Origin of the sequence: Geothrix sp. PMB-07, assembly GCF_030758935.1 — a bacterium.
GTDB lineage: Bacteria > Acidobacteriota > Holophagae > Holophagales > Holophagaceae > Geothrix.
On record NZ_CP132333.1, the window covers coordinates 1,530,497 to 1,554,578 of the forward strand.

A 24,082-nucleotide genomic window follows, 5' to 3' on the forward strand; every position below is an offset into this window, starting at 1 on the left:
TTACTTCTGCTCGAAGGCGGTGATCTGGTCCACGATGCACTTGGCGTCGATGGCGTGACCGTTGTAGTGCAGGACGCTCTTGAACTTGGTGGCGTGCTCGGGATACGTCTCGCGGAAGATGTTGGCCATCTGTCCGTCACGGTTCTGCTCCACCACGTAGACCACCTTCTTCTCCTTCACGAAGGCATCGACCTCGGAGGTGAAGGGCAGGGCGCGCAGGCGCAGGTAATCCGTCTTCAGGCCACCTTCGGCCAGGATGTCCTGGGCCTCGATGACCGCAGGGTCACTGGAGCCGAAGGCGAGGATGCCCTTGGTGGAACCCTGGTTGCGGAACACCGGCGTGGGCACGTGGGTCTTGGCGGTTTCGTACTTCCGCTTCAGGCGGTCGACGATGTCGAGGTAATCCTCAGGCTTTTCGGAATACTGCGCGTATTCGTTGTGGCCCGATCCGCGGGTGAAGTACGAACCATTGCCGCCCGGGGTGCCGGGCAGGGAGCGGTAGCAGATGCCATCGCCATCCACGTCCTTGTAGCGGCCCCAGTCCTTGATCTCGGCCAGCTGCTGCTGGTTGAGGACCTTGCCGCGATCATAGGGCTTGCTGGGGTAGGCGAAGGGCTTGGAGGACCAGTTCTGCATGCCGAGGTCGAGATCGGTCACCACGAAGATGGGGGTCTGGAAGCGCTCGGCCAGGTCGAAGGCGTCGTAGGCGAACTGGAAGCACTCCTCCATGTTGCCGGGGTAGAGGTTGATGTGCTGGGTGTCGCCGTGGCTGCACTTGGCGCACAGCTCGATGTCGGACTGCTGGGTGCGCGTGGGCAGGCCCGTGCTGGGGCCCGTGCGCGCCACGTTGAAGAACACGCCGGGCGCTTCCACGTAGTAGCCCAGTCCGATGAACTCGCTCATGAGCGAGACGCCGGGGCCCGCGGTGGAGGTCATGGAGCGGGCACCGGCCCACCCGGCGGCCAGCACCACGCCGGCGGAAGCCAGCTCATCTTCCATCTGCACGATGGCGACATTGGACTTTCCGGTCTTGGGGTCCTTGCGGTATTCCTCGGCGTATTCGATGAAGGTTTCGACGAGGCTGGAGGCAGGCGTGATGGGATACCAACCCACCACCGTGACACCCGCGAAAAGGGCGCCCAGAGCGCAAGCCTCATTGCCATCCACGATGATCAATCCATCGGTCTTGTTGTCGCGCACGACACGGATGTGGTCCTGTTCGGGCAGGTTCTCCACAGCCCAGTCATAGCCGGCCACCGCCGCCGCCTGGTTGATCTCGATGGCCTTGGCCTTGCCCTTCAGCTGCTTGGTGATGGCCTTTTTGACCTCGTTCATGTCGACGCCCAGCAGGCGTGCCGCGACGCCCACGTAGATCATGTTCTTCACCAGCTTGTGGAGCTTGGGCTCAGGACAGGAGGCCGTCACCAGCTTCTGGAAGGGAACGGGGATGTAGGCGAGATCTTCGCGAAGCTTGTCCAGCTGCAGGGGCTCATCGTAGATCACGAGGGCGCCGGGATCGGCCTTGCCGATGTCCTCCTTGGCCGTCTCGGCGTTCATGAGGATCAGCATCTCGTTGCTGGCCTTGCGGGCCACGTAGCCCTTGGCGCTGGCGCGGATGGTGAACCAGGTGGGCAGGCCCGCGATGTTCGAGGGGAACAGGTTCTTCCCGCTGACGAAGACGCCCATCTGGAAGATGGCGCGCAGCAGCACCGTGTTCGCCGTCTGGGAACCCGATCCGTTGACCGTGGCCACCTGGATGGAAAAATCATTGATCCGGGTTTTCGCCCCACTCGCGTGGGAGGGGGCGACAAGACTGGCGGTCATGGGAACTCCTTTCACATTCGGGACATGGACGCCTGAAGGGGCGGAAAGATGACGAATAGGGCGTAAATAATTGACTTTCAAGGCCGTCTTTCAGTATGGCAGAGGCCGCAGATCGGTTCTATCGAAGGTCTTGGAGGGCTCTGAGTGGGGTATCTGAAATAAAGCGAAAAAAAAGGGATTGACGACCTCCCGCTCAACTCTTACCTTGGAACCCATGAAAGCCAGCGATCTCACCAAACGCCAACAGGCCGTCCTGAAGTTCATCCGCACGTTCGTGCAGGGCGAAGGGCGAAGCCCCACCCTGGCGGAAATCGCCAAAGGGGTGGGCTCCAGCGCCGTGTCCACCATCCACAAGCATGTCCAGCATCTGATGGATAAGGGCTTCCTGGTGCGAAGCCACGGCAAGGGCAACAACCTGGTGGTGGCTGCGGCCTTGGAAGATGAGGCGCCGAGCCCGCGACACGTCCGCAGCGAGTCTCGCCCAGAGGCTGTGCCGGGGGCCCGAATCTTCCCCTTCTGCGGCGATGTGGCTGCAGGTTCGCCTATCCTGCCGGAAAGCCGGGCCCTGCCCATCGAGGTGCCCAACAGCATCCATCGGCAGCGCGATGAGCTGTTCGTGCTGCGCGTGCGGGGCGACTCCATGGTCGATGACGCCATCCTGGACGGGGATCTGGTGGTGTTGCAGCGCAAGGGCGAATACCGGAATGGAGACCGTGTGGTTGCTCTCATCGACCGGGAAGAGGTCACACTCAAGGAATTCCGTCGGGATGCCAAGGGCGTGTGGTTGATTCCCCATAACCCCGAGCTGCAACCCCACTGCTACGCGCCCCAGCGCATCGACATTCAGGGCGTGCTCGTCGGCGTCATGCGCAGCTGCTGAAGGCTGAACGATTCTCACTTGCCAGAAGCATTTTGAAAGCGAAGGTGAGCGGAGAAGCTGAGGAAGCCGGAGAAAAGATGTCGTATCGTTCTCCGCTTATTTCTGATTCCTTTTTCGATGGATTTCGGGATGCGGGATCAGGGCAATTGATCCCGGATGGCTTGGCCCATGGCCTTGGTGCTGAGGGTGCCGCCGAGGTCGCGGGTTCTGGCGCCCTCGGAGAGCGCCCTCGCCACGGCGCGCTCCAGGGCTTCGGCCTCTGGCTCCCAGGCCAGGTGGCGGAAGAGCAGGGCGGTGCCGAGCAGCATGCCCGTGGGATTGGCCAGGCCTTGGCCTGCGATGTCCGGGGCCGATCCATGCACCGGCTCTGCCAGGGCTGTGCAGCGAAAGGGTCGGTGTGGCGCCCAGCTGAGGGAGGGGGCCACGCCCATGCCACCGATGTAGGCGGCGCAGAGGTCGCTGATGAGATCGCCCAGGTAGTTATCGGCCGCGAGGATGCGAAAGGCGGTCGGATCCTGCACCAGGGCGCAAAGCAGGGCATCGGCGTGCATGCCGCGGGCGGCGACCTGGGGATGCTCTCGCCGCAGGGCCTCGAACACCCGCATCCACAAGCCGTGGCCATGCTTCAGGACATTGGCCTTGTGGGCGAGGACCAGGGGATGGCCGGTGGCCTCGGCCCGTCGAAAGGCGGCGCTCAGCAACCGGTGCACGGCGGATTCGGTGTGGATGGCCAGATCCACGGCGCGTCCGGGTTCCGTGGAACCTTGAAGGCAGTAGGGCCCTTCGGTGTTCTCACGGAAGACTTCGATGTCCACCGAAGGCGTTCGATTCTCCATGCCTGGGTAAGGCGTTGGGCAAGGGGTGCGGCAAGGACGGAAGTTTACGGTCAATTGCAGGTCCTGGCGGAGCCTCAGCAGGATCTCCTCCGCGTGGCGTCCATCGGGAACGCGCGGGTCGCCCACGGCGCCAAAAAGGATGGCGTCGCAACGGTCCCGGATGTGAAGGAAAGCTGTTTCGGGCAGAGTCTCGCCGGTGGCGAGGAAGTGGTCAGCACCATAGGGTAGTTCGATGGTTTCCACGGCTCTTCCCCGGTTCTGGGCCCATTCGAGGCAGGGCCGGGCTTCGGCCATGACCTCGTACCCGACGCCGTCGCCGGGGATGAGCGCGATGCGAACCGTGTTGTCCAAGTCCCTTCCTCCCCCCTGAAGAGCCGATGGTGCCACACTCCATCATCTTTCCGGAGTGGCCATGGATCGGAGATGGGGGGTGGGCATGGGGCTTTTCAGCATGTTGGGTCTGGCCTCAGGTGCTGGGGTGGTCGAGGGCGCCAAGGCTCCCTTGTTTGAAGCGAAGGATCAGAACAATGCCTTGGTTCGACTGGCGGATTACCAGGGCAAATCGGCGGTGGTGCTCTACTTCTATCCCAAGGACGACACCCCAGGCTGCACGGCCCAGGCCTGCAGTCTGCGGGATGGTTTCACTGCCATCCAGGCCGTCGGGGCCGTTATTCTCGGAGTAAGCGCGGACGATGGGCCAAGTCACAAGGCTTTTGCGGATAAATTCCACCTGCCTTTCAGTCTGTTGGCGGACCCGGACAAGCGGATCATTGGGGCCTATGGCGTGAAGATGCCGTTGCTGGGATTCGCGAAACGGGTGACCTTCCTGATCGACCGGCAGGGTGTGGTCCGCAAAGTCATTACGGATGCCAAAACGAAGGACCACGACCAGCAGATACTCGCCCTCCTGAAGGGAATGTCCTAGGGAAATCCAGTATTTGCATTGAGTCTGGGGGGCTTTCCGGGCTAGACTTCGTTTATCCCCACGAGGTCCTGGAATGGTTTTCTTCAACCACGCCACCCGGCAGATGACGGCGAAAATCGTCTACTACGGGCCGGGTCTATGTGGAAAGACCACGAACCTCAACACCATCTACGGCAAGACGAGTCAAAAGGCCCGCGGCGAGATGGTGAGCCTGAACACGGAAACAGACCGCACCCTGTTCTTTGACTTGCTGCCCATGGATGTGGGCATGGTCGGGGGCTTCAAGACGAAACTGCAGCTTTACACCGTGCCCGGCCAGGTGTTCTACAACAGCACCCGGAAGCTGGTGCTCAAAGGGGTGGATGGCATTGTCTTCGTGGTGGACAGCCAGACCCCCATGCTTGATGCCTGCCGGGAGAGCTACCAGAACCTGGAAGAGAACCTTCGCGAACTGGGGCTCAACCTCCATGACATCCCCACGGTGTTCCAGTGGAACAAACGGGATCTGCGCAATGTGGTGCCCGTCGAAGAACTCGAAGCGGTTTTCAACCCCAAAGGCGCCCCCAGTTTCCAGTCCGTGGCCGCCGATGGTTCTGGTGTTTTCGAGACCCTCCGGGGCATCACCAAGCTGGCGCTCTTCCACATCAAGACGCACGTCCTTGGTGAAGGACAGGGGGCCCCGTCTTCCGTGCCTCCCGTGTCGGTGCCCGCGCCCTCTAGCCCCGTGGCATCGGCACCTTCGGTGGTGACTCCGGTGGCCGAACCACCTCGCAATTCCGTGGAGGCCCTTACGCTCTCCGATCTGCCCTCCGTGACCGACATCCTCGACATGGAAGAGTCGGCCTCCTTTGGGGCTGCCCCTGGATCGGTGCCACTGCCCGACGAAGATGAAGACACCGGCTTCTACATCGAAGCCCCCGTGCTGCCCGAGCACCCTGGGGCTGCGAACGACGATGTGTCTTTCCTGATGCTGGATGCCCCGCCTTTGCCTCCAATGGCGGCACCACCATCTCCCGCCGCAGAGCCCGAGGAAATCGACTTTCCTCAAACCACTGCCGACCTTCCGGTGGCCATGGTTGAGTCTCCGGCTCCGCCGCCTTCGATCCCCGATTCTCGTGTCCATGAATCACTACCAGTCGCGAGGCCGACTCCTGCCCCCTTCGTGCCCCAGCCGGTCCATGCTCCGGCAAAACCTGCCGTGAAGGTGGATCCCCTGGCGGCACTGGCCTCCTTGAAAGTGGATGCGAAACGGCCCCCCATCAAGGCCAAGCCTTCGGACAACAAGGACGCCATCAACTCGCTCATGGGTGAACTCACCCAAGTGGGGCGCACAGGCGCACCTTCCGTGCTGCGCCTGGAAGTGCCTTCGGTGGTCGATGGCCAGGAGCTGGAAGTTGTGGTCCAGCTGCGCTGCCGCGGCGAGGTTGTCGCGGAGGGGCAGATCCATCGCCCCGCGCCGGTCAAGGGCATCACGGCCAAGCTCAGCGTTGAAATGAAGCGGAGCTGAAGTGCGGCGTGCCACGATCTGTTGTTTGATGGTTGTCCCTGCCGTGGCTGGAGCTCCCTCTTGGTGGATGGCTTTCTCCAAAATGCCCCCCTTGGAAAGCCGTTTCCGCCAGGAGAGCGACAGTGCGGTGTTCGGCAAGATCTCGAAGGAAGGGCGCCTGGCCCTGGCGCGGGGTGGCCGATTGCGGGTGGCCTACGAGGGTGGGCTGACGGTGACCTGTGATGGGAAGTACCTGGTGCAGTACGATCCCGATACTCGAACGGCCCAGAAAATCGAACTGGCCCGCGCCGTCCGGGATTTCCCCCTCCTGGGCCTGCTCCTGGAACCGGCCCGTCTGGAGCGGCTTTACCGCACGGATGCCTTCGGCGGTGAGACGGTGAAGCTCACGCCTCGGGAAGCCGGTCTGCCGGAGCTGAAGGCCACGGGGAGCAAAGGACTGTTGCGCACCCTGGAATGGACAGATCCCAGTGGCGCCAAGCAGCGGCTGGAACTCCTGAATCCCAAATCCCCGGCCGCACTCTCTCCCGACACCTTCAAGGCCCAGGTGCCCGCGGGCACGCGCTGGTCTACTCCGAACGGCTGAAGGCGTCGAAGCGTTCCGGCTGCGGGAAGCGCAGGCGCAGCCAGGCATCCAGCTGTGGAACGGTATCGAAGATGTGCTCTGCTCCCGCTGCAGTGAGTTCTTCCCGGCTGCCATAGCCCCAGCCCACGCCGATGGCTTCCATTCCATGATCGCGGGCCGCCGTCATATCCACCCCCCGGTCGCCGATGAAGACGCCACCTGGATGGATGGTGCCTTGGGCCGCGAGTCCGCCCAGAACCTCGGTCTTGGGCTGCCAGCGGCCCTTGAGGGTGCTGCCGAAGATGTCATCGAAAATGAGGTTCAGGTCGAACTGGTAGGCGATGCGCCGGGCGAAGAGGCTGGGTTTGGCGGACACGATGTAGATGCGGTGCCCCTGGCGCTTCAGCCGGTGCAAGAGGTGAAACACCCCGGGGTAGAGTTCATGCTCGAAGACGCCATCCTCGCGGTAGCGTTCCCAATAGAACTCAAGGGCTGCCTCCAGGCGTTCGGGATCTTCCAGGGCCTTCAGGGTGGCCAGCGATTCCCGCATGCCGAAGCCGATCCAGCCGCGGATGGTGGCCTCATCGGGCATGTCCAGCTGGAAGGCGGCGCAGGTCTTCCGCAGGCAGTTGCGCACGCCTGCCATGGGATCCACGAGGGTCCCATCCAGATCGAAACAGACGAGCCCGGGGGCCGCCTCCACCGTCGTCACCGCGAGCTACTTGTTCTGCTTCTTGTTGAAGGCTTCGATGGAAGCCCGGACGAAGGCATGGGCCTCATCCTTGCCGCCCCAGCCATCGCTGGACACGCTCTTGCGCTCGAGATCCTTGTAGGTGAGGAAGAAGTGTTCCACCTCTAGAAGGAAGTGCGGGGGCAGGTCGCTGCGGGAGGTCACATGCGCGTAGGTGGGATCATCCGTGGCCACGGCCAGGATCTTCGCGTCGTGTCCCTTGTCGTCGGTCATGCGCAGCAGGCCGATGGGCCGCGCGCGGATCACCACGCCCGGATAGGTCGAGCCATTGATGAGCACGAGAATGTCGGCGGGATCACCGTCATCGGCCAGGGTGCCCGGAATGAATCCGTACTCGGCGGGGTAGTGAAAGGGGGAGAACAGCACCCGGTCCACATGGACCAGGCCTGTGTGGTGGTCGATCTCATACTTGATGCGGGATCCGGTGGGAATTTCAATGATGGCATTGACGATTTCCGGCGCCTGCTTGCCAGGACTGAGGTGGATCAGCGACATGGGCGCTCCATAAAGAGGTCGATTTTCGCATGTTCTGGCCCAGGCGTCGCCTCCCGGTGAGCTGGAACACGGCCGGACCCACTTCAAAATTGCCCATGGAACGCGATTGCCCAGCAAACCACTGTTGTATTTTCGAGTAGGCAGCTTTTTTACGTCGAAATTTATCCATTCCTGCTGGGTCGACGATGGAGCCCCGTCAATCGGCGCACCCCACGGTTTTCGATCTGCGTGTCTGCCTGAAGGTCGCGGCCACGGGATCTTCCAGCCCGGAGAAAGTCGGCCAACTCACCCAGGAACGGCGGCCAGCCGCCTGGGGGATCTCTGCATGAGGAGGAAGGATGAAAGGGCAAACGGCACTGTGTTTTCTGCTGGCCTCGGGACTGCTGCAGGCCCAGGCGCCACCCGCGAAGGATCAGAACCTCGCCGCGGAGCTGGAGGATCTGCTCAACACGCCGATCACGGTGGCCTCGACCAAGGCCATGACCATCCGCGAAAGCCCCGGCATCATCACGGTCTTCAACCGGGAGGAGATCGTCGCTTCCGGCGCCAAGGATCTTCTCGACGTGCTGCGGTTGGTGCCAGGCTTTGAAATCGGCACGGACACCCAGGGGGTCACCAGCGTCTTCGTGCGCGGCATCTGGGGGCACGAGGGGAAGGTGCTCATCCGCGTGGATGGGCAGGAGGCCAATGAGCTGCGCTTCGCCTGCCTCTACCTGGGGAACAGCTTTCTGACAGAGACTGTCCAGCGCATCGAAATCATTCGGGGCCCCGGCAGCGCCACCTACGGCGGTTTCGCGGAACTGGCCGTCGTCAACATCGTGACCCGCGGCGCCAACGAGCTGAAGGGCGCCTCGGGCTCGGTGAGCGTGGGAAAAACGCCCGACAGCTGGGGGCACCAGACTCTTTCGGCCTCCTACGGCGATGTGGCCGGGGACTTCAAGTATTCCGTGGCCGCGGTGGGATCCCGGGGCAACCGCTCGGACCAGGATTTCATCAGCTGGGATGGCGTCGCCACCACCGTGATCCCGCTGAAGGACAACGTGGGCTATCAGAACGACACCAACATCAACGTGGGGGTCCAGGGGAAGGGCCTGGGGGTGCGGTTCATCGAGGACCGCTACGCCACCTTCGACTACCAGTCGTCGAACGCCCGAATGGAGTTCAATCACCGCTTTGCGGAAGTGAACTATGCCTGGGCTGCGGCCGAAGGGCTCACCCTCACGCCCAAGCTCAACTACAAGCGCAGCCAGGGATGGTTCTACCCCTCCCGGGAAGCCACAGGGGACAAGGAAGTCACCCGGATCACCGGAGAGCTTCAGGGCCTCTGGGATCTCACCAAGGATCTGAACCTGGTCTTCGGGGGCCAGTCCTTCCGGGATGAAGGCGTGGCTCGCGGGAGTGGACAGCTCTGGGACAACGGCAAAGACACCATCACCTACACCACCAAGGCGCTCTACGCCCAGGCCCTTTGGAATACGCCCCTGGTCAACGTCACCCTGGGGGGCCGGTATGAAGATCACAGCTCCGCCGGCTCGGCCTTCGTGCCCCGCTTCGGGCTCACCAAGGTCATGGGCCGCTTCCATGCGAAGCTCCTGGTGGCCAAAGCCTTCCGCACGCCTGTCATCGAGAACCTCGAAGGCAGCGTGGTGCATCCAGAAAAGACCACAGCCTACGAAGTGGAAGTGGGCTACCAGCTCACACCCCAGATGCTGCTGACGGTGAATGGCTTCAGCTTGCGGATCCAGGATCCCATTGTGTTTGGCAGCATCGCCGCCACGGCCGCGAACCCCTACACGAACCTGCCTAAAACCGGCAGTCGCGGGCTGGAATCCACCCTCGCCGTGCGGGGAGCCTGGGGTTATCTGAATGTGACCGGGGCCTACTACCAGGCCAACAGCAACCAGGTGCCCGATTACGCGGTGCCCCAGAACGACCGGACGCTGCTGGGGGCGCCCCGCCTCAAACTCACGGCCTATGCGAACGTCATCCTCACGCCCTCCTTGAGCCTGGCGCCCTCCGTGATCCGCTCGGGCTCCTACTATGCCTACGATCAGGCGCATGCCCTCGTGCCTGGCGAAAGGGATGGCAAGACGATCCTCAACGTCTTCGCGAACTACCGCTGGCAGGGGACCAAGCTGCTGGCCTCGCTCGGCGTGGCCAATCTGACGGACGCCAAGCTCTCATACGGAGGCGGCTACATTTCCGCGCCCTCGCCCAATCCCGCCCAAGGCCGAGAGGTTACCCTCCGCCTCGGCTACAACTTCTAGGAGCCACCATGTCCAAGCGTTCGTTCTTCTCCTGTTTTTGTGCAGGCGCGCTGCTGCTCGCTGCCAGCACCCTTTCGGCGGGGGATCTCCCCGCGGCGGTTCAGGCCAAATTTGTGAAGATCCTCTGCGCGGCGGCGGGTTCGCCGGGCAAGGTGGCCTGCAAGGATTCCGAAGTTCTGGCCGAACTCGAGAAAATCGGCGTGGCCCATGATGCCAGCGCGAAGGTTGCCTGGGGGAAGGGCGGTGAGGTGAAGGCACTGAAGGCCGCGGGGAAGTTTGTCATCTGCGCCAAGCTGGATGACCTTCCGGCCGGTGGCGCCATCGCCATCGTGGAGGAGGGCGGGAAGCCGCAGATCTACCTGCACATGGGCAACATCGCCGCCTCCGGGGTCACCCTGGCCGACAGCGTCTTGAAAATCGGCAAACGGCTCTAAGACGAAACCGCCGCGCCGAGGCGGAGATGCACCGTGGTTCCACGGCCGACCTGGCTTTCGATGAAGAGCAGGCCGCCGTGGGCCACGATGATGCGGTGACAGACGGCCAAGCCTAGCCCGGTTCCGCCACCGAAGGTGCTGAAGAAGGGGTCGAAAACCTTCGACAGGGCCTCGGCGGGAATGCCGCAGCCGTTGTCGGCCACGGTGAGATGCCAGCAGGGCTCGCCGTCGAGCCGTTCTTCCACGGCGTTCAGGATGATGCAGGGTGATTCCACATCTTCTGTGGCTCGGGTCGCATTCTGGAGGAGGTTCTGCGCCACTTGGCGCAGCAGATCCGGGTCGCCCCGCCAGGTGGCCTGCTCCGGGATCTGGTTGTCCCAGGGCACGGTTTCCGTCAGCGTCGCGCTGCGGAGGGCATCTTCCCAAAGGCTGCGCAGGAATACGGTGCCCGCCTTGGGGTGCAGGTCCCGGCTGAAGGCCAGGGTGTTGCCCACCACGCGGTTCAGGCGCCCCACGCCCTCCTGCATCTTGCGGGCGAGTTCCAGGGGACCGGCCTGCTCGGCGAGATCCTGCACCAGCATTCCCGAGAAGAGGGAGAGGCTGCCCAGCGGGTTTCGGATTTCGTGGGCCAGTTCAGCGGCCATGCGGCCCATGGCCGCCAGCCGGTCTTCCCGGGTGGCCTGCTGGGCCCGCAGAACGGCCTCGGTGACATCGCGCAGGGTGACGATGGTGCCCCCGTGGGGTGCGGAGCGCCGCTCTTCTTCGAAGATCAGTTCCCGTCCCTCGGCGGTCTTCACGCGGCGCTGGCCTCCGGCGCTGCCAGGCTCCCAGGGCGCGGGGCCATCCAGAAACCACCCCTCCATACCTTGGGGACGGTTGGTGAAGCGCAGCGATCCATCTTCGCCCAGCACCCAGATGGCGAAGGGCACTGCTTCCAGCACGGTCTGCAGCTCGCCCTGCAACTGGCCTAATTGTGCTTGCAGGGCTTCGTAGCGGGCCTGCAGATGTTCCGAGGCGGCGGTGAAGGCCTCGAAGGCCTCCAGGAGTTGGCGCGGATCCGGGTGGACCTGCGGTTCTGTCACGAGGACACCGGCCGTTCGAGGAGGCGCTGCATGGCCTCACGATCTTCACCCTTGGGTTCGCCGTCCACGGCCTTCTTGAGGGCGTTCAGCGCCTCGGGGCTGCCGAGCGCAGCCATGGCCCGAGCCGCAGCCAGGCGGATGGGCTGGCTTTCTCCGCCCCCGAAGAAGCCCTTCCGTTTGATGCACTCCAACATGGTGGGCAGGGCCTTCGGAGAGGCGATGTGCCCCAGCGTATCCAGAGCCTGAATGCGGATCCGCTCCAGCACGCGCTTATCCAGGGCGAGCTCCTCGATCTGCGGCAAGCCCGCCTCGGAACGCAGTTGCCCCAGCGCGAAGAGGATCTCCTGCATGGTTTCCACGTCCGTGTCTTTCATGCGGGCGAGCAGGTGTGGTTCGGCCACGGGGCCACCCAGCTTCCAGAGGGCGCGGACGGCCGTGCGCCGGACTCGGGGCTCCGGGTTTCGGAGGTGCGGAATGATGGCGGGGACGCAGTCGGCGGCACCCAGATCCGAGAGCAGCGTCAACGCATTGCGCACGAGGTACCAGGCCGGTGATTCAAGGGATTCCAGAAGGGTTGGCAGGGCGGTGGGCCCCAGGCTCCGTACCGCTTCCACCAGGCGGCCCCGGCGGGCCCGGTCAGTCTCGTCGCCAAGGCGGTGGGTGAGGTGGCGGGCCATGGGCTCACCGATGAATTCGAAATAGGGCTGCATTTCGGGAAGCATGTCTTCCCGTTTGAGGGAGAGGGCGTAGTCCACCGCAAGGTCGAGCAGCTCGGGCCTTTGGATGGCGGTCCGCAGTCGGCCAAGCGCCTCGTTGCGCCAGGGCTGCTGTTCGTCGAGGAAGGCACACAGCCCTTCGAGTTCTTGAAGGTCCGCCAGGACAGGGCCCAGTTCGCCCCGGCATATCAGGCCGGTGAGCAGGGATTCGAGGGCTTCGGTGGTCCAGCGGTGGATGGGGGGATCGGGCTCCCAGGCGAAATGGGCCCGCAGGGCTTCCGCCAGCGAACCTTCCGCTTCAGGGGGGAGGCCGGGATCGAAGGTCCACCGGGCGACGCCGTTCAGGGTCTTGATGCTCAGCAGGCGCAGATCGGCCCGTTCGCTGCTGAGGGTTTCCAGCATGATCTCCTGGATGCGGATGAAGTCATCGAAGCGGCGGAGGTCCAGCAGCTCGCGCAGCAGGGCCAGCCGTTCTTCGTGACTCAGCTCGTAGAGGTGGCCCTCCTCCAGAACCTTGAGAATCTTGGCTTCCAGGCTGAGCTCTTCCCAGGCCAAGTGCCTGAGGATGGCTTCGGCCTGAGAGGCGTCCTGCCCTGTGACACGGAGGTGAGATGACAACGTGCGCATGAGGCGCTCGCGGTCCGGAAGGGGGCGCAGGATGTCTTGGACGGGGCCCTTCAGCTGGGGCCAGCTGAGCCCCTGGGCCAGCAGCGTGCTGGTGGACACCGCCAGGATTTCCCCGGCCAGGGCCTTCACGCCCAGGCCAAGACCAGCTGGGTGTTCGGGCAGGCTGCCCAACCCGGCCAGGAGGCTGAACTGCACTTCCGGGGCAAGCCCCATGAGCACCTGCCGCAGGGTGCCCAGCTGGCCAGGCGTGGGCATGCCCTCGCCCAGGCCCAGTTCCCGCCCCAGGGGCCCGAGGCCGCTGAGATCGGCCGGACCGAATCCTGACATAGGACCGACTCCCCCTTCGTCGGCAAGACCGCCGGGAGAACCATCCTCGTCGCCGCCGATGGAGCCGCTGCGGACCCCGCCCACCGAGAAGCCGGTCTTGCCGAAGCCAGGGCCCGAGGCGCTGCCGGTGGTGGTTCCCGGTCCGGCCCCTTTGGCCAGGGTGGTGAGCAGGGCCTCTCGGATGAATTTGACCAGGTTCTCCGGCGAATGGGAGGTGGGCGGCGGGGGCTGGGCTGGCGGGGCCGGGGAAAAGGCCGGGGCCTTGTCGCCTGCACCGGATTCTTCGCCCTCGGTCACTTCCTGGTACCGGGTCTGGGACACCTTGATGTGGCGGACATCAGAGGCTTTCAGCAGGCCCTCAAGACCACCGACTTCTTCCAGCTTGGCCGGTTTGGTCGCCATGCCCTGGAGGAAGGTCAGGACCTCTTCCTGGGTGAGGCCTCGTTCAAAGGAGAAGCCGCTGATGCCCCGTTCCGAAACCAGCCTGATCAGGCTGGCGATCTGGGGAATACGTGCGTCCTGCACCTGCCCATCCACGAAAGCCTTGGCTCCCGTGACGATGAACTGGATGCGCGGCTGGTCCAGCAGGCTGGCCTCCAACACCAGATGGGCCTTGGCCAGGCCCTCCTGGGCACGGGGGTGCATGGCCGTGTACATCTGCAGCGCCTTGAGGGCCACGGTCAGGCTCTGGGCCACCTGCAGGAAGTCGTTCATGGCGGCGTCATCTCCATGGGATCGGACCACTCGCGCCTCAGCTGGGCGTAATGGGCTTCGATGAAGGCCAGCCTGCGGCGGCCTTCCTCCTGGGCGGGCTCGGTGTTGAAGCTGGCCGTGATGGTGCGGGCGAGATCCAGCCAGGCCTCGCCCCGGCGCAGGATCTCGGCGGTGCTGATGGGCTGGAAGGCCCCGCTGATGCAGCCGAAGTGGATGAGGCTGGCGGCTCCGATCTTGCTGAGCTTGTCGCAGTCCCAGAGGCAGGCGGTTTCCAGCGGCTCGAGGCGCCGGGTGAGCTTCAGTCCCACGTGGTGTTCGATGGCGTGGCGCACGGCGGGGATCTTTTCCGTGGGGAAGTCCGTCCCCGCGAGGATCTCCTCGACCTTGGCCGAGGCATCCTGGGCGTGGGTGTCCTTGCCGTGGGGATCCTTCAGCCGCTTGGCCACATCGTGCAGCCAGGCGGCGCACTCCACCACCTCCGCGTCCGCGCCGGTGGCCGGGGCCAGCCAGCGGGCCAGCAGCACGGCCGCGTAGGTGTGTTCAAAGCGGTAGTTGAAGATGGGCTGGTAGCTCCCATCCACCTCATGGCCGATGCCCCAGAACCGGATCGAGTCAGCATCCGAGAAGCGCCGCAGCGCTTGTTCACAGGCGGTCCGCCAGGGAGTGGTTGGGGTCATGGACGGGCTTCCTCATAGTCCGCGAGCGCATCGAGGGTGGCTTGTATTTCCACAAACATGACGCGATCCGACCAGGGTGCGCAAGCCTTGGACAGCTTTTCCATGAGGGGCTCCAGGCCCTTGGCCGGGGCCAGGCCGAGGATGCGCACCCCTTCCAGGGCCATGCGGGCCTCGATGGCCAGCACCTGCTCCAGGGCATCCACGGCCCGCAGCAGCTTGCGGGCGGCGATGGGGCCCATGCTGACGTGATCCTCCTTGCCGGCGCTGGTGGGGATGGTGTCCACGCAGGCGGGGTGGGCCAAGCCCTTCATCTCGCTCACGAGGGCGGCGGAGGTGACGTGGGCCATCATGAAGCCGGATTCCAGGCCGCCGTTCTGGGTGAGGAAGGCGGGCAGGTCCGAGTAGGCGGGGTTCACCAGGCGCTCCTGACGGCGCTCGGAAATGCTGGCCAGATCGGCCGCGGCAATGGCGAGCACATCGCAGGCGAAGGCCGGGTACTGGCCATGGAAGTTGCCGCCGGAGCGGGATTCCTGCGTGTCCGTGAAGATCATCGGGTTGTCGGTGGCGCTGTTCAGTTCGGTTTCCAGAATGGCGCCGGCGAAGGCCAGGGCATCGCGGGTGACGCCATGCACCTGGGGCAGGCAGCGCAGGCTGTAAGCATCCTGCACACGGTGGCAGTCCTTGTGGCTTTCGGAAATGGCGCTGCTGGTGCCGAGGATCCTCCGCATGTTCTCGGCCACGGCGATCTGGCCGGGATGGGGGCGGGCCGCGTGGATGCGGGGATCGAAGGCCGCGCGGGTGCCGCGCAGGGCCTCCAGGCTGAGGGCCGCGATCTCATCCGCGAGGGTGGTCAGACGGGTGAACTTCTCCACCGCCAGGTTGCCCAGCGACGTGATGAGCTGGGTGCCATTGATGAGGGCCAAGCCTTCCTTGGCCTGCAGGGTGACAGGCTTGAGGCCGGCCTTGGCCAGGGCCTCGCCGCTGGGGACATGCTTGCCGTCGGACCAGGCCAGGCCTTCGCCCACGAGCATGAGGGCCATATGGGCCAGGGGAGCCAGATCGCCGCTGGCGCCGACGCTGCCCTGGCTGGGCACCACGGGCACCACGTCCTGGTTGAGGCAGGCCGCCAGCAGGTGGATGGGTTCGGGCCGGATGCCGCTGTGGGCCTTCAGCAGGCAGTTGATGCGGGCGGCCATGAGGGCCCGCGTCTGGTCCTTGGGCAGGGGCTCACCCACACCGGCCGCGTGGCTGCGGATGAGGTTGAGCTGCAGCTGCTGCAGTTGGTCCGGCGCGATGACCACGGTGGCGAACTGGCCGAAGCCGGTATTGATGCCGTAGACGGTGCGGCCTTCGGCGACGATGCGGTCAACGACCGCGCGGTTCTCGGCGACGAGGGCGAGGGCGCCTTCATCCAGCGTGACGCCTTCGCCGGCGGCGATGCGCGCCAGCAGGGACGCAGTGAGGGAGCGGCCATCGAGATGAATCATGAGACTTCCTTGGGGGGGGTGGGGGAAAGGGTGAGGGCCAGCACCAGGGCCAGGCCCAGGGTGAGTCCGGCCACGGTGTAGGTGGTTTGTCCGCCCCAGCGGGCGAAGGTGAAGGTGCCCACGGCGGGGCCGATGATGCGGCCCATGCCGGTCATGGCATTGATGACGCCGAAGAGGGCCCCCTGATCTTCAGGCGGCGTCAGGCGGCTGGCCAGGGCCGTGCCCGCGGTGTTGCCCATGCCACTGCCCCAGGAGAGCGGAATGAAGAGCAGGACGAAGGGCCACATCCAGGCCGCCTTGGGCATCAAGGGCAGGGTCACGCCCATGAGCACCAGACCCGTGATGAGCGCCACCCGCTCGGGGATGCGCTTGGCCACCACCCGCACCAGGCCGCCCTGGTAGATCACCAGCAGCACACCGATGCCCGCAAACAGGTAGCCCACCTCGCGCTGGTGGAAGTCGAACCGCTGGTGCACCAGCAGGGCGAAGGTGCCCTCCATCATGGCGAAACCCGCCATGGCCAACAGGGACACGCCGAGAATCTGGGGCAGGCCCGGTCGCTTGAGTGCCTTCACCAGGGCGTGACCGCGGCTCTCGTGGGAACGGGCGCGGGCACGGACTTCGGGCGTGAGGGTTTCCGGCAGCCAGAAGAGCACCATCAAGGAGGCCAACAGGGACAGGCCCGCCGCCACAAAGAAGGGCAGGTGCCAGCCCTTGGTGGCCAGCAGGTGGTGGCCGAAGGCGCTGCCACTGAGTACGCCCGCCATGGCGGGGCCCAGCACGAAGCCCAGGCCGAAGGCGGCGCCGATCATGCCGAGGACCTTCGAGCGCTCCTCCGGCGAGGAGGTATCGGCCATGGCCGCCTGGGCCACCGAAATGTTGCCGCCGGTGATGCCATCAAGAATCCGCGCGGCCAGCATCCACTCGAAGCGGCTGGTGAGGGCCAGCATGAGGTAGCCGAAGGCCGAGCCCACGAGGCTCATCCACAGCACGGGCTTGCGGCCCACTTTGTCTGAGACGCGGCCCAGGATGGGCGAGGCAATGAACTGCATGACGCTGTAGCTGAGGAAGCCCACGCCTGCCCAGAAGGCGCCCGGCGTGGTGCCCGCGCCACCCAGGCCCAGGAAGTGATTGACGCTGGCCATCCAGGCGCTGGGGTGGTCTGCGATGGCCTGCGCGTAGAGCGGCAGGATGGGAATGACGATGCCGAAGCCCAGGAGGTCGACGAAGACCGTGAGGAAGATGGCCGTCCTGGCGCGTTTGGAAGACTGCATGAGGCTCTCCAGGCTCCCAGTGTAGCCCGGGGGCGCCCCTAAACCCCCAGCACCCTCTGCACCAGAAGGCGCAGTTCCTTGATTTGGTAGGGTTTCTGGATGAACTCGGCAGGGCCCTTGCCGGACAGGGTGCGGAGGGAGTCCTGCTCGGTAAAGCCGCTGCTGAGCACCACGGGGACCGAGGGATCCAGGTTGTGCATGGCCTCGAAGGCTTCCCGCCCATCCATGCGGGGCATGGTGAGGTCCATCAGCACCAGATCTGGCCGCGGGGCCGCCTCCCGGAACACCTCCAGGGCCTCCAGGCCGTCCCGGGCCGTGATCACTTCCAGGCCCAGGGTTTCCAGGGCCGCGCCGATGGTTTGGCGAATCAATTCCTCGTCATCTACCAGCAGGATCCGGCCCCGCATGGGGTGCGCCAGGGCCTCTTGGACCCCCGATTCGCAGGGAGCCGGTTGCTCGCTGGACGCTGGGAAGCAAAGCCGGAAGGTGCTGCCCCGACCCACCTCACTCTCGATCTGCAGCCCGGCCCCATGGCCGCGGAGGATGCCCAGCATGGCCGACAGGCCCAGCCCCCGGCCCGAGGCCTTGGTGGTGAAGAAGGGATCGAAAATCCGCGCCATGACCTCCTGGGTCATGCCCATGCCGGTATCGGTGACTTCCAGCATGACGTAGCGGCCCGCGGGCAGCGACTCCGCGCGGTAGGCGGACCGGAGCTGCCGTTCATCCAGGTCCGTGGCGTAGGTGCCGAGGTGGATGGCCCCTTCCCGGTCCCCGATGGCGTCGGCGGCATTGGTCACCAGGTTCATGACCACCTGCTGGATCTGGGTGGCGTCCGCCTGGATGGCGGGCAGGCCGGGCTCCAGATCGAAGCGGAGCCGGATCTTCTTGGGGATGGAGACTTCGAGCAGGTGGGTGACGTCCCGCACGAGGCCGTTGAGGTCGTGGGGCTGGACGAGGAAATGGCCGCGCCCGGAATAGGCCAGCATCTGCTTGGTGAGGTCCGTGGCCCGCAGGACGGTGGCCTCCATCTTGGCCAGGTAGGGGCTTGCGGGTGATTGCTCCGGCAGGTGCATCTGGGCCAGGTTCAGGTTGCCCAGCACCACCGTGAGCAGGTTGTTGAAATCGTGGGCGATGCCGCCGGCCAGGATGCCGAGGCTTTCCAGTTTCTGAGATTGCCTGAGGGCGTCCTCGGCCTGGCGCCGATCGGTGATGTCGAGCAGGTAGCCCAGGTAGTGGGTCGGGTTCGGGCCCGGGGAGGCCGCGGCGGAAAAATCGTAGAACCAGCGGTATTCGCCCGAGGCGGTGCGCAGCCGGTACTGCTGCTCGAAATGGCTCTTGCCCTGGGTTTCGACCTCCTGCGCCTCCTGGATCACCCGGCCCGCATCATCGGGGTGGAAGAGGCTGCGGAAGGGAACCCGTCCCTCCACCAGGTCGCTGACGGAGTAGCCGAGGATGGATTGGACGTTGGGCGAGACGTACTCCACTGGCCAACCTTCGATGGTCCGCCACTTGAACACCATGACCGGCCCACCGATGAAGAGGCCGCGCTCGGCGGCCAGGGCCTCTTCGGCGGCCTTGCGGTCTGTGATGTCCCGGGTGATGGAGAGCACGCAGGGGACGCCATCGACCTGCATTTTTTTACCGGACATGAGGCCGGTCAGCAGGCTGCCGTTTTTCCGACGGAAAGTGGTCTCCAGACCGGTGAATTCACCGTCGCGTTCAAGTTGCTCCATCATGCGCTGGCGGTCTTCGGGAACGGCCCAGAGGCCAAGATCACGGGATGATCGGCCGATCACCTCCTCCCGGGTCCAACCGCTGATTTTTTCGAACCCTTCGCTGACATCCACATAGGTCCCATCCGACAACCGGGTGAGGTTGATGGCATCCGGACTGGCGTGGAAGGTCTTGGAGAATTTCTCCTCGCTGGCGCGGAGGGCTTCCTCCGCGGCCTTCCGCGAGGTGATGTCGCGGGCGTAGGTGAAGATGATGTCCTGGCCTTCCGTGGACAGGAAATTGCTGCTGATCTCCACGGGAAAGATGCTGCCGTCCTTGCGCAGGTGCCGGATCTCCAGGCGACGGGAGCGGAGGGAGCGCACCAGGTCCCAGCGTTCGGGCCAGCGGGTGAGGTCCACATCCGGATCGATGTCGCTCAGGTTCATCCGCTCGAATTCTTCCCGGGTGTAGCCCAGGGCCGCGCAGGCGGCCTGATTGACGAACACGAAACCCGCCTCGGAATCGATGCCCATCACGGGGTCGGCCGCGCAGTCAATGGCCGCCGTCAGGAGCCGCTGCTGGGACTGGGCCTTGGCCCGGTCGATGGCCAGCGCGACCTGGGAGGAGACGAAGGCCAGGAGGTCGCGGTCTCCGGTGTTGTAGCGGTGTCCGCCCGTGTAGCTCTGCACCACCAGGACGCCGAAGACGCCCGAATCATTGCGCAGCGGCACCCCCAGCCAGTCCAGGGAGAGGGTTCCCTGCGGCGCCACTTCGCCGGCCGCCTGGAGCGCCTTCAAGGTCTCTGTATCGATGAGCAGGGGTTGGCCGCTGCGGAGAATGTATTCGGTGAGGCCCCGTCCGACCCTTCGCTTTCCGGGGACCGGGTCTTCCTGATCCACCCAGTAGGGAAACGAGAGGGTGTCGGAGGCTCGATCCCAGAGGGCGATGTAGAGGTTTTCCGCGGGCATGAGGTCGCGGACGATGGCGTGGACGCGCTCAAAGAGTTCACGGCTGCTCTTGGAATCCAGAGCCGCCTCGGCAATGCGGAAGGTTGCCTGTTGGGTCTGTTCAGCTCGCTTCCGTTCAGAAATGTCCTGAGCCACGGCGACGATGACCTGCTGGCCCAGATAGGTGCCTGGGTAGAGCCGCACCTGCTTGGGAAAGAAGGAACCGTCGCTCTTTCGGCCCCAATACTCAAACTGTTGTGGTTCGCCGTGCAGGGCCTTTGCGAAAAAGGTCTCGAGGACGGCGAGATCATTGCGTCCCGGCGCGGAGATGGCTTCCGGCGTTTTGCCGATGAAAAAGGACCGCGGGTAGCCGTACATCCGGGCCGCGCCCTCGTTCACATCCAGGAAGCGGCCCTGGGCATCCTGGACATAGATGGCCTCGGAGATGGCATCGAGCATGCCGTGGGTGGCATCCAGGCGGGCCTTGAGTCCATCGACCCGCAGGTCAGAGGGGTCTGAGGCGGTCCTGAGGTCTCGGGGGGCTGGGTCTGCCATGACGACACCATCGGCCAAAAGGCGCCGTGAGCCAAGTCTAGCGGTTCAGATTTGGCCTCAGGCCCAGCGGAAGCGCCGCACGGCCAGCAGGAAGGCTGCCACGCCCCAGGCGCCCACGATGGCCAGGCCCATGCCATGGCCAGCAAGGCCGGCGCCATCGTTGAACACGGCCCGCAGGGCCTTGATGAAGGGGGCCAGAGGCAGCACGGCCACGGCATGCTGAAGCCAGGCCGGGGCGGCGTCCAGGGTGAAGTAGACGCCGCTCAGCAGCATCAAGGGCAGAAACACCAGGTTCGAGATGGCCGCATAGCCTTCGGAGGTATCGGCGAAGCTGCTCAGGGCGAAGCCGAAGGCCATGAAGCAGCCGGTACCCAGCGTCATGACCAGCAGCAGGAGGCTGAAGGAGCCCTGGTTCTGGATGTTGAAGACGAGCCGGCCCACCAGCAGGAGGATGGCGGCCTGGAGCACGGTGAGGGTGAGCCGGTGGGTGACCTGGCCCAGCAGGAAGATCCATTTGGGCAAGGGCGTCACCGCCAGGCGCCGGAACTTCCCCTTTTCGCGGTAGGACACGTTCACCATGCCGACGCTGAACAGGCCCATGCTCACCAGGTTCAGGCCCAGCAGGCCGGGCAGCAGGAAGGAGGCGTAGTTGGTGGCCCGTTTGTGGCCGGGGCTCTCCACCTGGGTGGGGATTTTCAGGGGCTCGGGTGACCCGTTGAGCCGCGCCTGCGCCACCAGCCAGGCCTGGTTCACGAGGCCCGCCGTGGCCCCGGCCTGGGCCATGAGGTAGCTGTTCAGACGCAGGCGGTAGCCTTCGCCGTCCGGCTCCACTTGGGCGGCCGTCTCCCCCTGGGCCCAGCGGGCCTCGGCTTCCGCCTTGGTCAGCGGCTGGACCTTGAGCTGCAGGTCGGCCAGGGCCTGGTCGAAGGCCGCATCCTTGGGCGTCGACGTGGCTGAGAGGACACGCACCACTGAGAGCCTGGGGCCTCCGCTGTCCCTAAACATGGTGCCGAAGCCCAACAGCAGGACCACCGGGAAGGCCAGGGTCCAGAACATGGCGGCCCGGTCGCGGCTGTAGAGCCGCCATTCCATGACGAATTGTCTCCAGAGCAACATGGCTACTCCCTCAGGCTCCGGCCCGTGCGGTGCAGGAACACATCCTCCAGGGTGGCTCGGCGGACATGGACCTGCTGGAAGGGGATGGCCTCGGCCTCGGCGGATTCCAGCAGCCGGGGCAGCAGGGCCTTGGGATCGGGCGTGGGGATCTCCCACAGGTCCGCGCGGTGTTCGACGGGTTGACCGAGCCGATTGGCGAAAGCGGTGGGATCGGGCGCCTCGCCCTCGAAGGTCAGTTCCACCACGCTCGGAATGGCCAGATCGGCAATGAGCGAGGCCGGTGTGCCCGTGGCGATGACCTTGCCGTGATCCATGATGGCCAGCCGGTCGCAGAGGGCTTCCGCTTCATCCATGTAGTGGGTGGTCAGCATCACCGTGCGCCCCTCGGCCTTGATGCGCCGCACCACCTCCCAGAGGCTGCGACGGGCCTGGGGATCCAGGCCCGTGGTGGGCTCATCGAGGAACACCAGCTCGGGATCGTTCACCAGGGCGAGGGCCAGGGCCAGCCGCTGCTGCTGGCCGCCGCTGAGGGTGATGTGGTAGGCGTCGGCCTTCTCCTCCAGCTGCACCAGCTCCAGCAGCTCCTTGCTGCTGCGGTTCTTCGGATAGTAGCTGCCGTAGAGATCCAGCGCCTCCCGGGGGGTGATCTTGTTGAAGAGGCTGGTGCTCTGGAGCTGCACGCCGATGCGGGAGCGGATCTCCTGTCCCTGGTGCTTCCAGTTCAGCCCCAGGATCTCGATGTCGCCGGCATCGGCCGTGGTGATGCCCTCGATGATCTCGAGCGTGGTGGTCTTGCCGGCCCCGTTGGGTCCCAGCAGGCCGAAGACCTCGCCCCGGGCCACTTCCAGATCCACCCCGTCCACGGCAACCACCTTGGGGAAGGCCTTGCCGAGACCGCGAATGCGAAGGGCGGAATCGGACATGGGCACCTCAGGTTTCAAAGGGGGGGGGGGAGGCAGACAGTCTGTCACGACACAATCAGATCGGCCAGACGCACCAGCTCTCATGGAGTCGTCGCAGCATCGCCACCGCACGGTCGCGGTGAGCTGTGGAATCGAAGCGCGCCGCCCAGCAGCTTCCGGACCCGCAGAGCAGCGGCTCCCCACCGGCGGCGGCGAGGGCTTCGCGCACTTCCACGAGGGCGGGGCAGACTTTCAGGGCAGCCGCAGTCAGATCATTGCGCCAAGGTGGCGCGATGCCCTCTGGCAGGGAAAGCAGAGGCCGGGGATCTGCGTACCCAAGTTCCGCCAGAACCCGGTACACGTTGGGGGTGCTCACATGCAGCCCGGGGTGCACGAGCAGCAGCGGTTCAAAGGGCAGGGGGCGCAACGGAAACACCCGCTCACCCCGGCCCAGGCCCAGCGTGGTGCCGCCCAGCAGGAAGAGGGGCACGTCGCTGCCCAGGGCCGCCGCCAGATCCAGCAGGGTCCTCTCTGCCAGCTCGAGGTTGAAGAGGCTGTTGCCCAGCCGAAGGGCCGCCGCCGCATCGCTGCTGCCTCCGCCCAGGCCCGCCCCGTGGGGAATGCGCTTCTCCAGGTGGAGGGTCGTTGGAAGGGCGCGTTCCGCGGCGGCTTCGAGCAGGCGCCAGGCCCGGATCACGAGGTTGGATTCATCGGTTTCCAATCCTTCACCGGCGGGCCCCGAGATGCTCAGCGACAGGCGGGGGCCGGGCTCTCCGGAGAGCGTGTCCGTGAGTTCTGCAACGCCTTCGAGCACTGTGGTGACCAGCTCCAGCTCATGGAAGCCATCCGCCCGACGGCCGAGCACGGCGAGGAAGCGGTTGAGTTTGGCGGGGGCCTGGATCGAAAGAACCATGCCTCCACGGTAGCGCAAGGGCCCGCTAGGCTGGAGGGATGGTTCTGCTGCTCCGCACCCTCTGGAAAGGCCTCACCCTGCGCTTTCGGGCGCCTCTGGAGGCCCTTGAAGCCTCGGTGCTCAGCTTCCGCGTGTGGCCTAACGACCTTGATGTGAACGTCCACATGAACAACGGCCGGTTTCTGAGCGTCATGGATCTGGGCCGCTTCGATCTCACGTTCCGCACCGGCCTGGGGAGGGCCATGCTTCGCAACCGCTGGAAGCCGCTGGTGGGAGGCGTCACCATCCGTTACCGCCGCAGCCTGGATCCCTTCGAGGCCTACGAACTCCACACCCGCTTGCTGGGCTGGGATGCCAAGTGGTTCTTCCTGGAGCAGCGCTTCGTGAAACGGGGCGGGGAGCTGGCCGCCGAAGGTGTGGTCCGGGCCCTTTTCCGCGGCCGGGAGGGGAATGTGCCCGTGGCCGAAGTGCTGAGCCAGATGGGTTACGTCGGGCCCGACATCAATCCGCCCGAAGCGCTGCGCCGCTGGGCTGAGGGCTGAATCCATTCA

The 24,082-nt window shown here is 65.1% G+C and carries 19 protein-coding genes and 1 pseudogene; 7 read left to right on the forward strand and 13 right to left on the reverse strand.

Going from position 1 to position 24,082, the window contains the following annotated elements:
• Entirely contained in the window at positions 1–1,824 is a 1,824-nt protein-coding gene (locus Q9293_RS06775; RefSeq protein ID WP_306251319.1) for a 2-oxoacid:acceptor oxidoreductase subunit alpha, read from the reverse strand.
• Between the two features lie 214 nt (positions 1,825–2,038).
• Between Q9293_RS06775 and lexA the strand changes: the two genes are divergently transcribed.
• Positions 2,039–2,704, forward strand: coding sequence for a transcriptional repressor LexA (lexA, locus tag Q9293_RS06780; RefSeq protein WP_306251321.1), 666 nt, complete (start codon positions 2,039–2,041; stop codon positions 2,702–2,704).
• Between the two features lie 137 nt (positions 2,705–2,841).
• Here lexA and Q9293_RS06785 read toward each other — a convergent pair whose 3' ends face one another.
• Entirely contained in the window at positions 2,842–3,891 is a 1,050-nt protein-coding gene (locus Q9293_RS06785) for an isocitrate/isopropylmalate dehydrogenase family protein (protein WP_306251323.1), read from the reverse strand.
• A gap of 61 nt (positions 3,892–3,952) precedes the next feature.
• On the opposite strand from Q9293_RS06785, the gene Q9293_RS06790 reads away from it, so the two are divergent.
• The 3 genes and pseudogenes from Q9293_RS06790 to Q9293_RS06800 all read left to right on the forward strand — a co-directional run bounded on the left by Q9293_RS06790 (position 3,953) and on the right by Q9293_RS06800 (position 6,555).
• Positions 3,953–4,465 (forward strand): peroxiredoxin, encoded by a 513-nt coding sequence (locus tag Q9293_RS06790; protein WP_306251325.1) that lies wholly within the window; start codon positions 3,953–3,955, stop codon positions 4,463–4,465.
• Between the two features lie 73 nt (positions 4,466–4,538).
• A pseudogene (locus Q9293_RS18665) lies at positions 4,539–5,114 on the forward strand (ATP/GTP-binding protein); the annotation flags it as partial.
• 925 nt (positions 5,115–6,039) lie between these two features.
• Positions 6,040–6,555, forward strand: a complete 516-nt coding sequence (locus Q9293_RS06800) for an outer-membrane lipoprotein carrier protein LolA (RefSeq protein WP_306251329.1) — start codon at positions 6,040–6,042, stop codon at positions 6,553–6,555.
• Here Q9293_RS06800 and Q9293_RS06805 read toward each other — a convergent pair.
• The gene (locus tag Q9293_RS06805) at positions 6,539–7,246 is read right to left on the reverse strand and encodes an HAD family hydrolase (RefSeq protein WP_306251332.1); all 708 of its coding nucleotides are present in this window, start codon (positions 7,244–7,246) and stop codon (positions 6,539–6,541) included. The genes Q9293_RS06800 and Q9293_RS06805 overlap by 17 nt on opposite strands.
• 6 nt (positions 7,247–7,252) lie before the next feature.
• Positions 7,253–7,780: an inorganic diphosphatase gene (locus tag Q9293_RS06810; RefSeq protein WP_306251334.1), complete on the reverse strand. Its 528-nt coding sequence runs from the start codon at positions 7,778–7,780 to the stop codon at positions 7,253–7,255.
• Positions 7,781–8,118: 338 nt separating this feature from the next.
• Between Q9293_RS06810 and Q9293_RS06815 the strand changes: the two genes are divergently transcribed.
• Together Q9293_RS06815 and Q9293_RS06820 are read left to right on the forward strand one after the other, a co-directional pair.
• Positions 8,119–10,047, forward strand: coding sequence for a TonB-dependent siderophore receptor (locus Q9293_RS06815; protein WP_306251335.1), 1,929 nt, complete (start codon positions 8,119–8,121; stop codon positions 10,045–10,047).
• Between the two features lie 8 nt (positions 10,048–10,055).
• Entirely contained in the window at positions 10,056–10,481 is a 426-nt protein-coding gene (locus Q9293_RS06820; protein ID WP_306251336.1) for a hypothetical protein, read from the forward strand.
• On the opposite strand, the gene Q9293_RS06825 is transcribed toward Q9293_RS06820, so the two are convergent.
• From Q9293_RS06825 to ispE, 9 genes are read right to left on the reverse strand one after another with little or no spacing between them, the layout of a single operon-like run.
• Positions 10,478–11,563: a PAS domain-containing sensor histidine kinase gene (locus Q9293_RS06825; RefSeq protein WP_306251338.1), complete on the reverse strand. Its 1,086-nt coding sequence runs from the start codon at positions 11,561–11,563 to the stop codon at positions 10,478–10,480. The genes Q9293_RS06820 and Q9293_RS06825 overlap by 4 nt on opposite strands.
• Positions 11,560–13,977 (reverse strand): HEAT repeat domain-containing protein, encoded by a 2,418-nt coding sequence (locus Q9293_RS06830; RefSeq protein ID WP_306251340.1) that lies wholly within the window; start codon positions 13,975–13,977, stop codon positions 11,560–11,562. Before Q9293_RS06830 ends, Q9293_RS06825 begins: the two co-directional genes overlap by 4 nt.
• Positions 13,944–14,624 (reverse strand): HD domain-containing protein, encoded by a 681-nt coding sequence (locus Q9293_RS06835; RefSeq protein ID WP_306251342.1) that lies wholly within the window; start codon positions 14,622–14,624, stop codon positions 13,944–13,946. The genes Q9293_RS06830 and Q9293_RS06835 overlap by 34 nt, the downstream gene beginning before the upstream one ends.
• A complete protein-coding gene (gene hutH, locus Q9293_RS06840; RefSeq protein WP_306251344.1) occupies positions 14,621–16,111 on the reverse strand; it encodes a histidine ammonia-lyase in 1,491 nt (496 codons plus the stop codon). Before hutH ends, Q9293_RS06835 begins: the two co-directional genes overlap by 4 nt.
• Positions 16,108–17,385 (reverse strand): MFS transporter, encoded by a 1,278-nt coding sequence (locus Q9293_RS06845; RefSeq protein ID WP_306251347.1) that lies wholly within the window; start codon positions 17,383–17,385, stop codon positions 16,108–16,110. The genes hutH and Q9293_RS06845 overlap by 4 nt, the downstream gene beginning before the upstream one ends.
• Before the next feature lie 38 nt (positions 17,386–17,423).
• Positions 17,424–20,600, reverse strand: a complete 3,177-nt coding sequence (locus tag Q9293_RS06850; protein ID WP_306251349.1) for a PAS domain S-box protein — start codon at positions 20,598–20,600, stop codon at positions 17,424–17,426.
• A 57-nt stretch (positions 20,601–20,657) separates the two neighbouring features.
• A complete protein-coding gene (locus Q9293_RS06855) occupies positions 20,658–21,716 on the reverse strand; it encodes an ABC transporter permease (protein ID WP_306251351.1) in 1,059 nt (352 codons plus the stop codon).
• 2 nt (positions 21,717–21,718) lie between these two features.
• Positions 21,719–22,639, reverse strand: coding sequence for an ABC transporter ATP-binding protein (locus tag Q9293_RS06860; protein WP_306251353.1), 921 nt, complete (start codon positions 22,637–22,639; stop codon positions 21,719–21,721).
• A gap of 55 nt (positions 22,640–22,694) precedes the next feature.
• Positions 22,695–23,531 (reverse strand): 4-(cytidine 5'-diphospho)-2-C-methyl-D-erythritol kinase, encoded by an 837-nt coding sequence (gene ispE / locus Q9293_RS06865; RefSeq protein ID WP_306251355.1) that lies wholly within the window; start codon positions 23,529–23,531, stop codon positions 22,695–22,697.
• Positions 23,532–23,569: 38 nt separating this feature from the next.
• Between ispE and Q9293_RS06870 the strand changes: the two genes are divergently transcribed.
• Positions 23,570–24,073 (forward strand): thioesterase family protein, encoded by a 504-nt coding sequence (locus Q9293_RS06870; protein WP_306251356.1) that lies wholly within the window; start codon positions 23,570–23,572, stop codon positions 24,071–24,073.
• Positions 24,074–24,082 lie beyond the last annotated feature (9 nt).

Coding starts and splice junctions, on each gene's coding strand:
- lexA (WP_306251321.1), top strand. CDS start 2,039: ATGAAAGCCAGCGATCTCACCAAACGCCAACAGGCCGTCCTGAAGTTC.
- Q9293_RS06870 (WP_306251356.1), top strand. CDS start 23,570: ATGGTTCTGCTGCTCCGCACCCTCTGGAAAGGCCTCACCCTGCGCTTT.
- Q9293_RS06810 (WP_306251334.1), bottom strand. CDS start 7,780: ATGTCGCTGATCCACCTCAGTCCTGGCAAGCAGGCGCCGGAAATCGTC.
- Q9293_RS06820 (WP_306251336.1), top strand. CDS start 10,056: ATGTCCAAGCGTTCGTTCTTCTCCTGTTTTTGTGCAGGCGCGCTGCTG.
- ispE (WP_306251355.1), bottom strand. CDS start 23,531: ATGGTTCTTTCGATCCAGGCCCCCGCCAAACTCAACCGCTTCCTCGCC.
- Q9293_RS06850 (WP_306251349.1), bottom strand. CDS start 20,600: ATGGCAGACCCAGCCCCCCGAGACCTCAGGACCGCCTCAGACCCCTCT.
- Q9293_RS06855 (WP_306251351.1), bottom strand. CDS start 21,716: ATGTTGCTCTGGAGACAATTCGTCATGGAATGGCGGCTCTACAGCCGC.
- Q9293_RS06860 (WP_306251353.1), bottom strand. CDS start 22,639: ATGTCCGATTCCGCCCTTCGCATTCGCGGTCTCGGCAAGGCCTTCCCC.
- hutH (WP_306251344.1), bottom strand. CDS start 16,111: ATGATTCATCTCGATGGCCGCTCCCTCACTGCGTCCCTGCTGGCGCGC.
- Q9293_RS06790 (WP_306251325.1), top strand. CDS start 3,953: ATGGATCGGAGATGGGGGGTGGGCATGGGGCTTTTCAGCATGTTGGGT.
- Q9293_RS06800 (WP_306251329.1), top strand. CDS start 6,040: ATGGCTTTCTCCAAAATGCCCCCCTTGGAAAGCCGTTTCCGCCAGGAG.
- Q9293_RS06815 (WP_306251335.1), top strand. CDS start 8,119: ATGAAAGGGCAAACGGCACTGTGTTTTCTGCTGGCCTCGGGACTGCTG.
- Q9293_RS06845 (WP_306251347.1), bottom strand. CDS start 17,385: ATGCAGTCTTCCAAACGCGCCAGGACGGCCATCTTCCTCACGGTCTTC.
- Q9293_RS06775 (WP_306251319.1), bottom strand. CDS start 1,824: ATGACCGCCAGTCTTGTCGCCCCCTCCCACGCGAGTGGGGCGAAAACC.
- Q9293_RS06835 (WP_306251342.1), bottom strand. CDS start 14,624: ATGACCCCAACCACTCCCTGGCGGACCGCCTGTGAACAAGCGCTGCGG.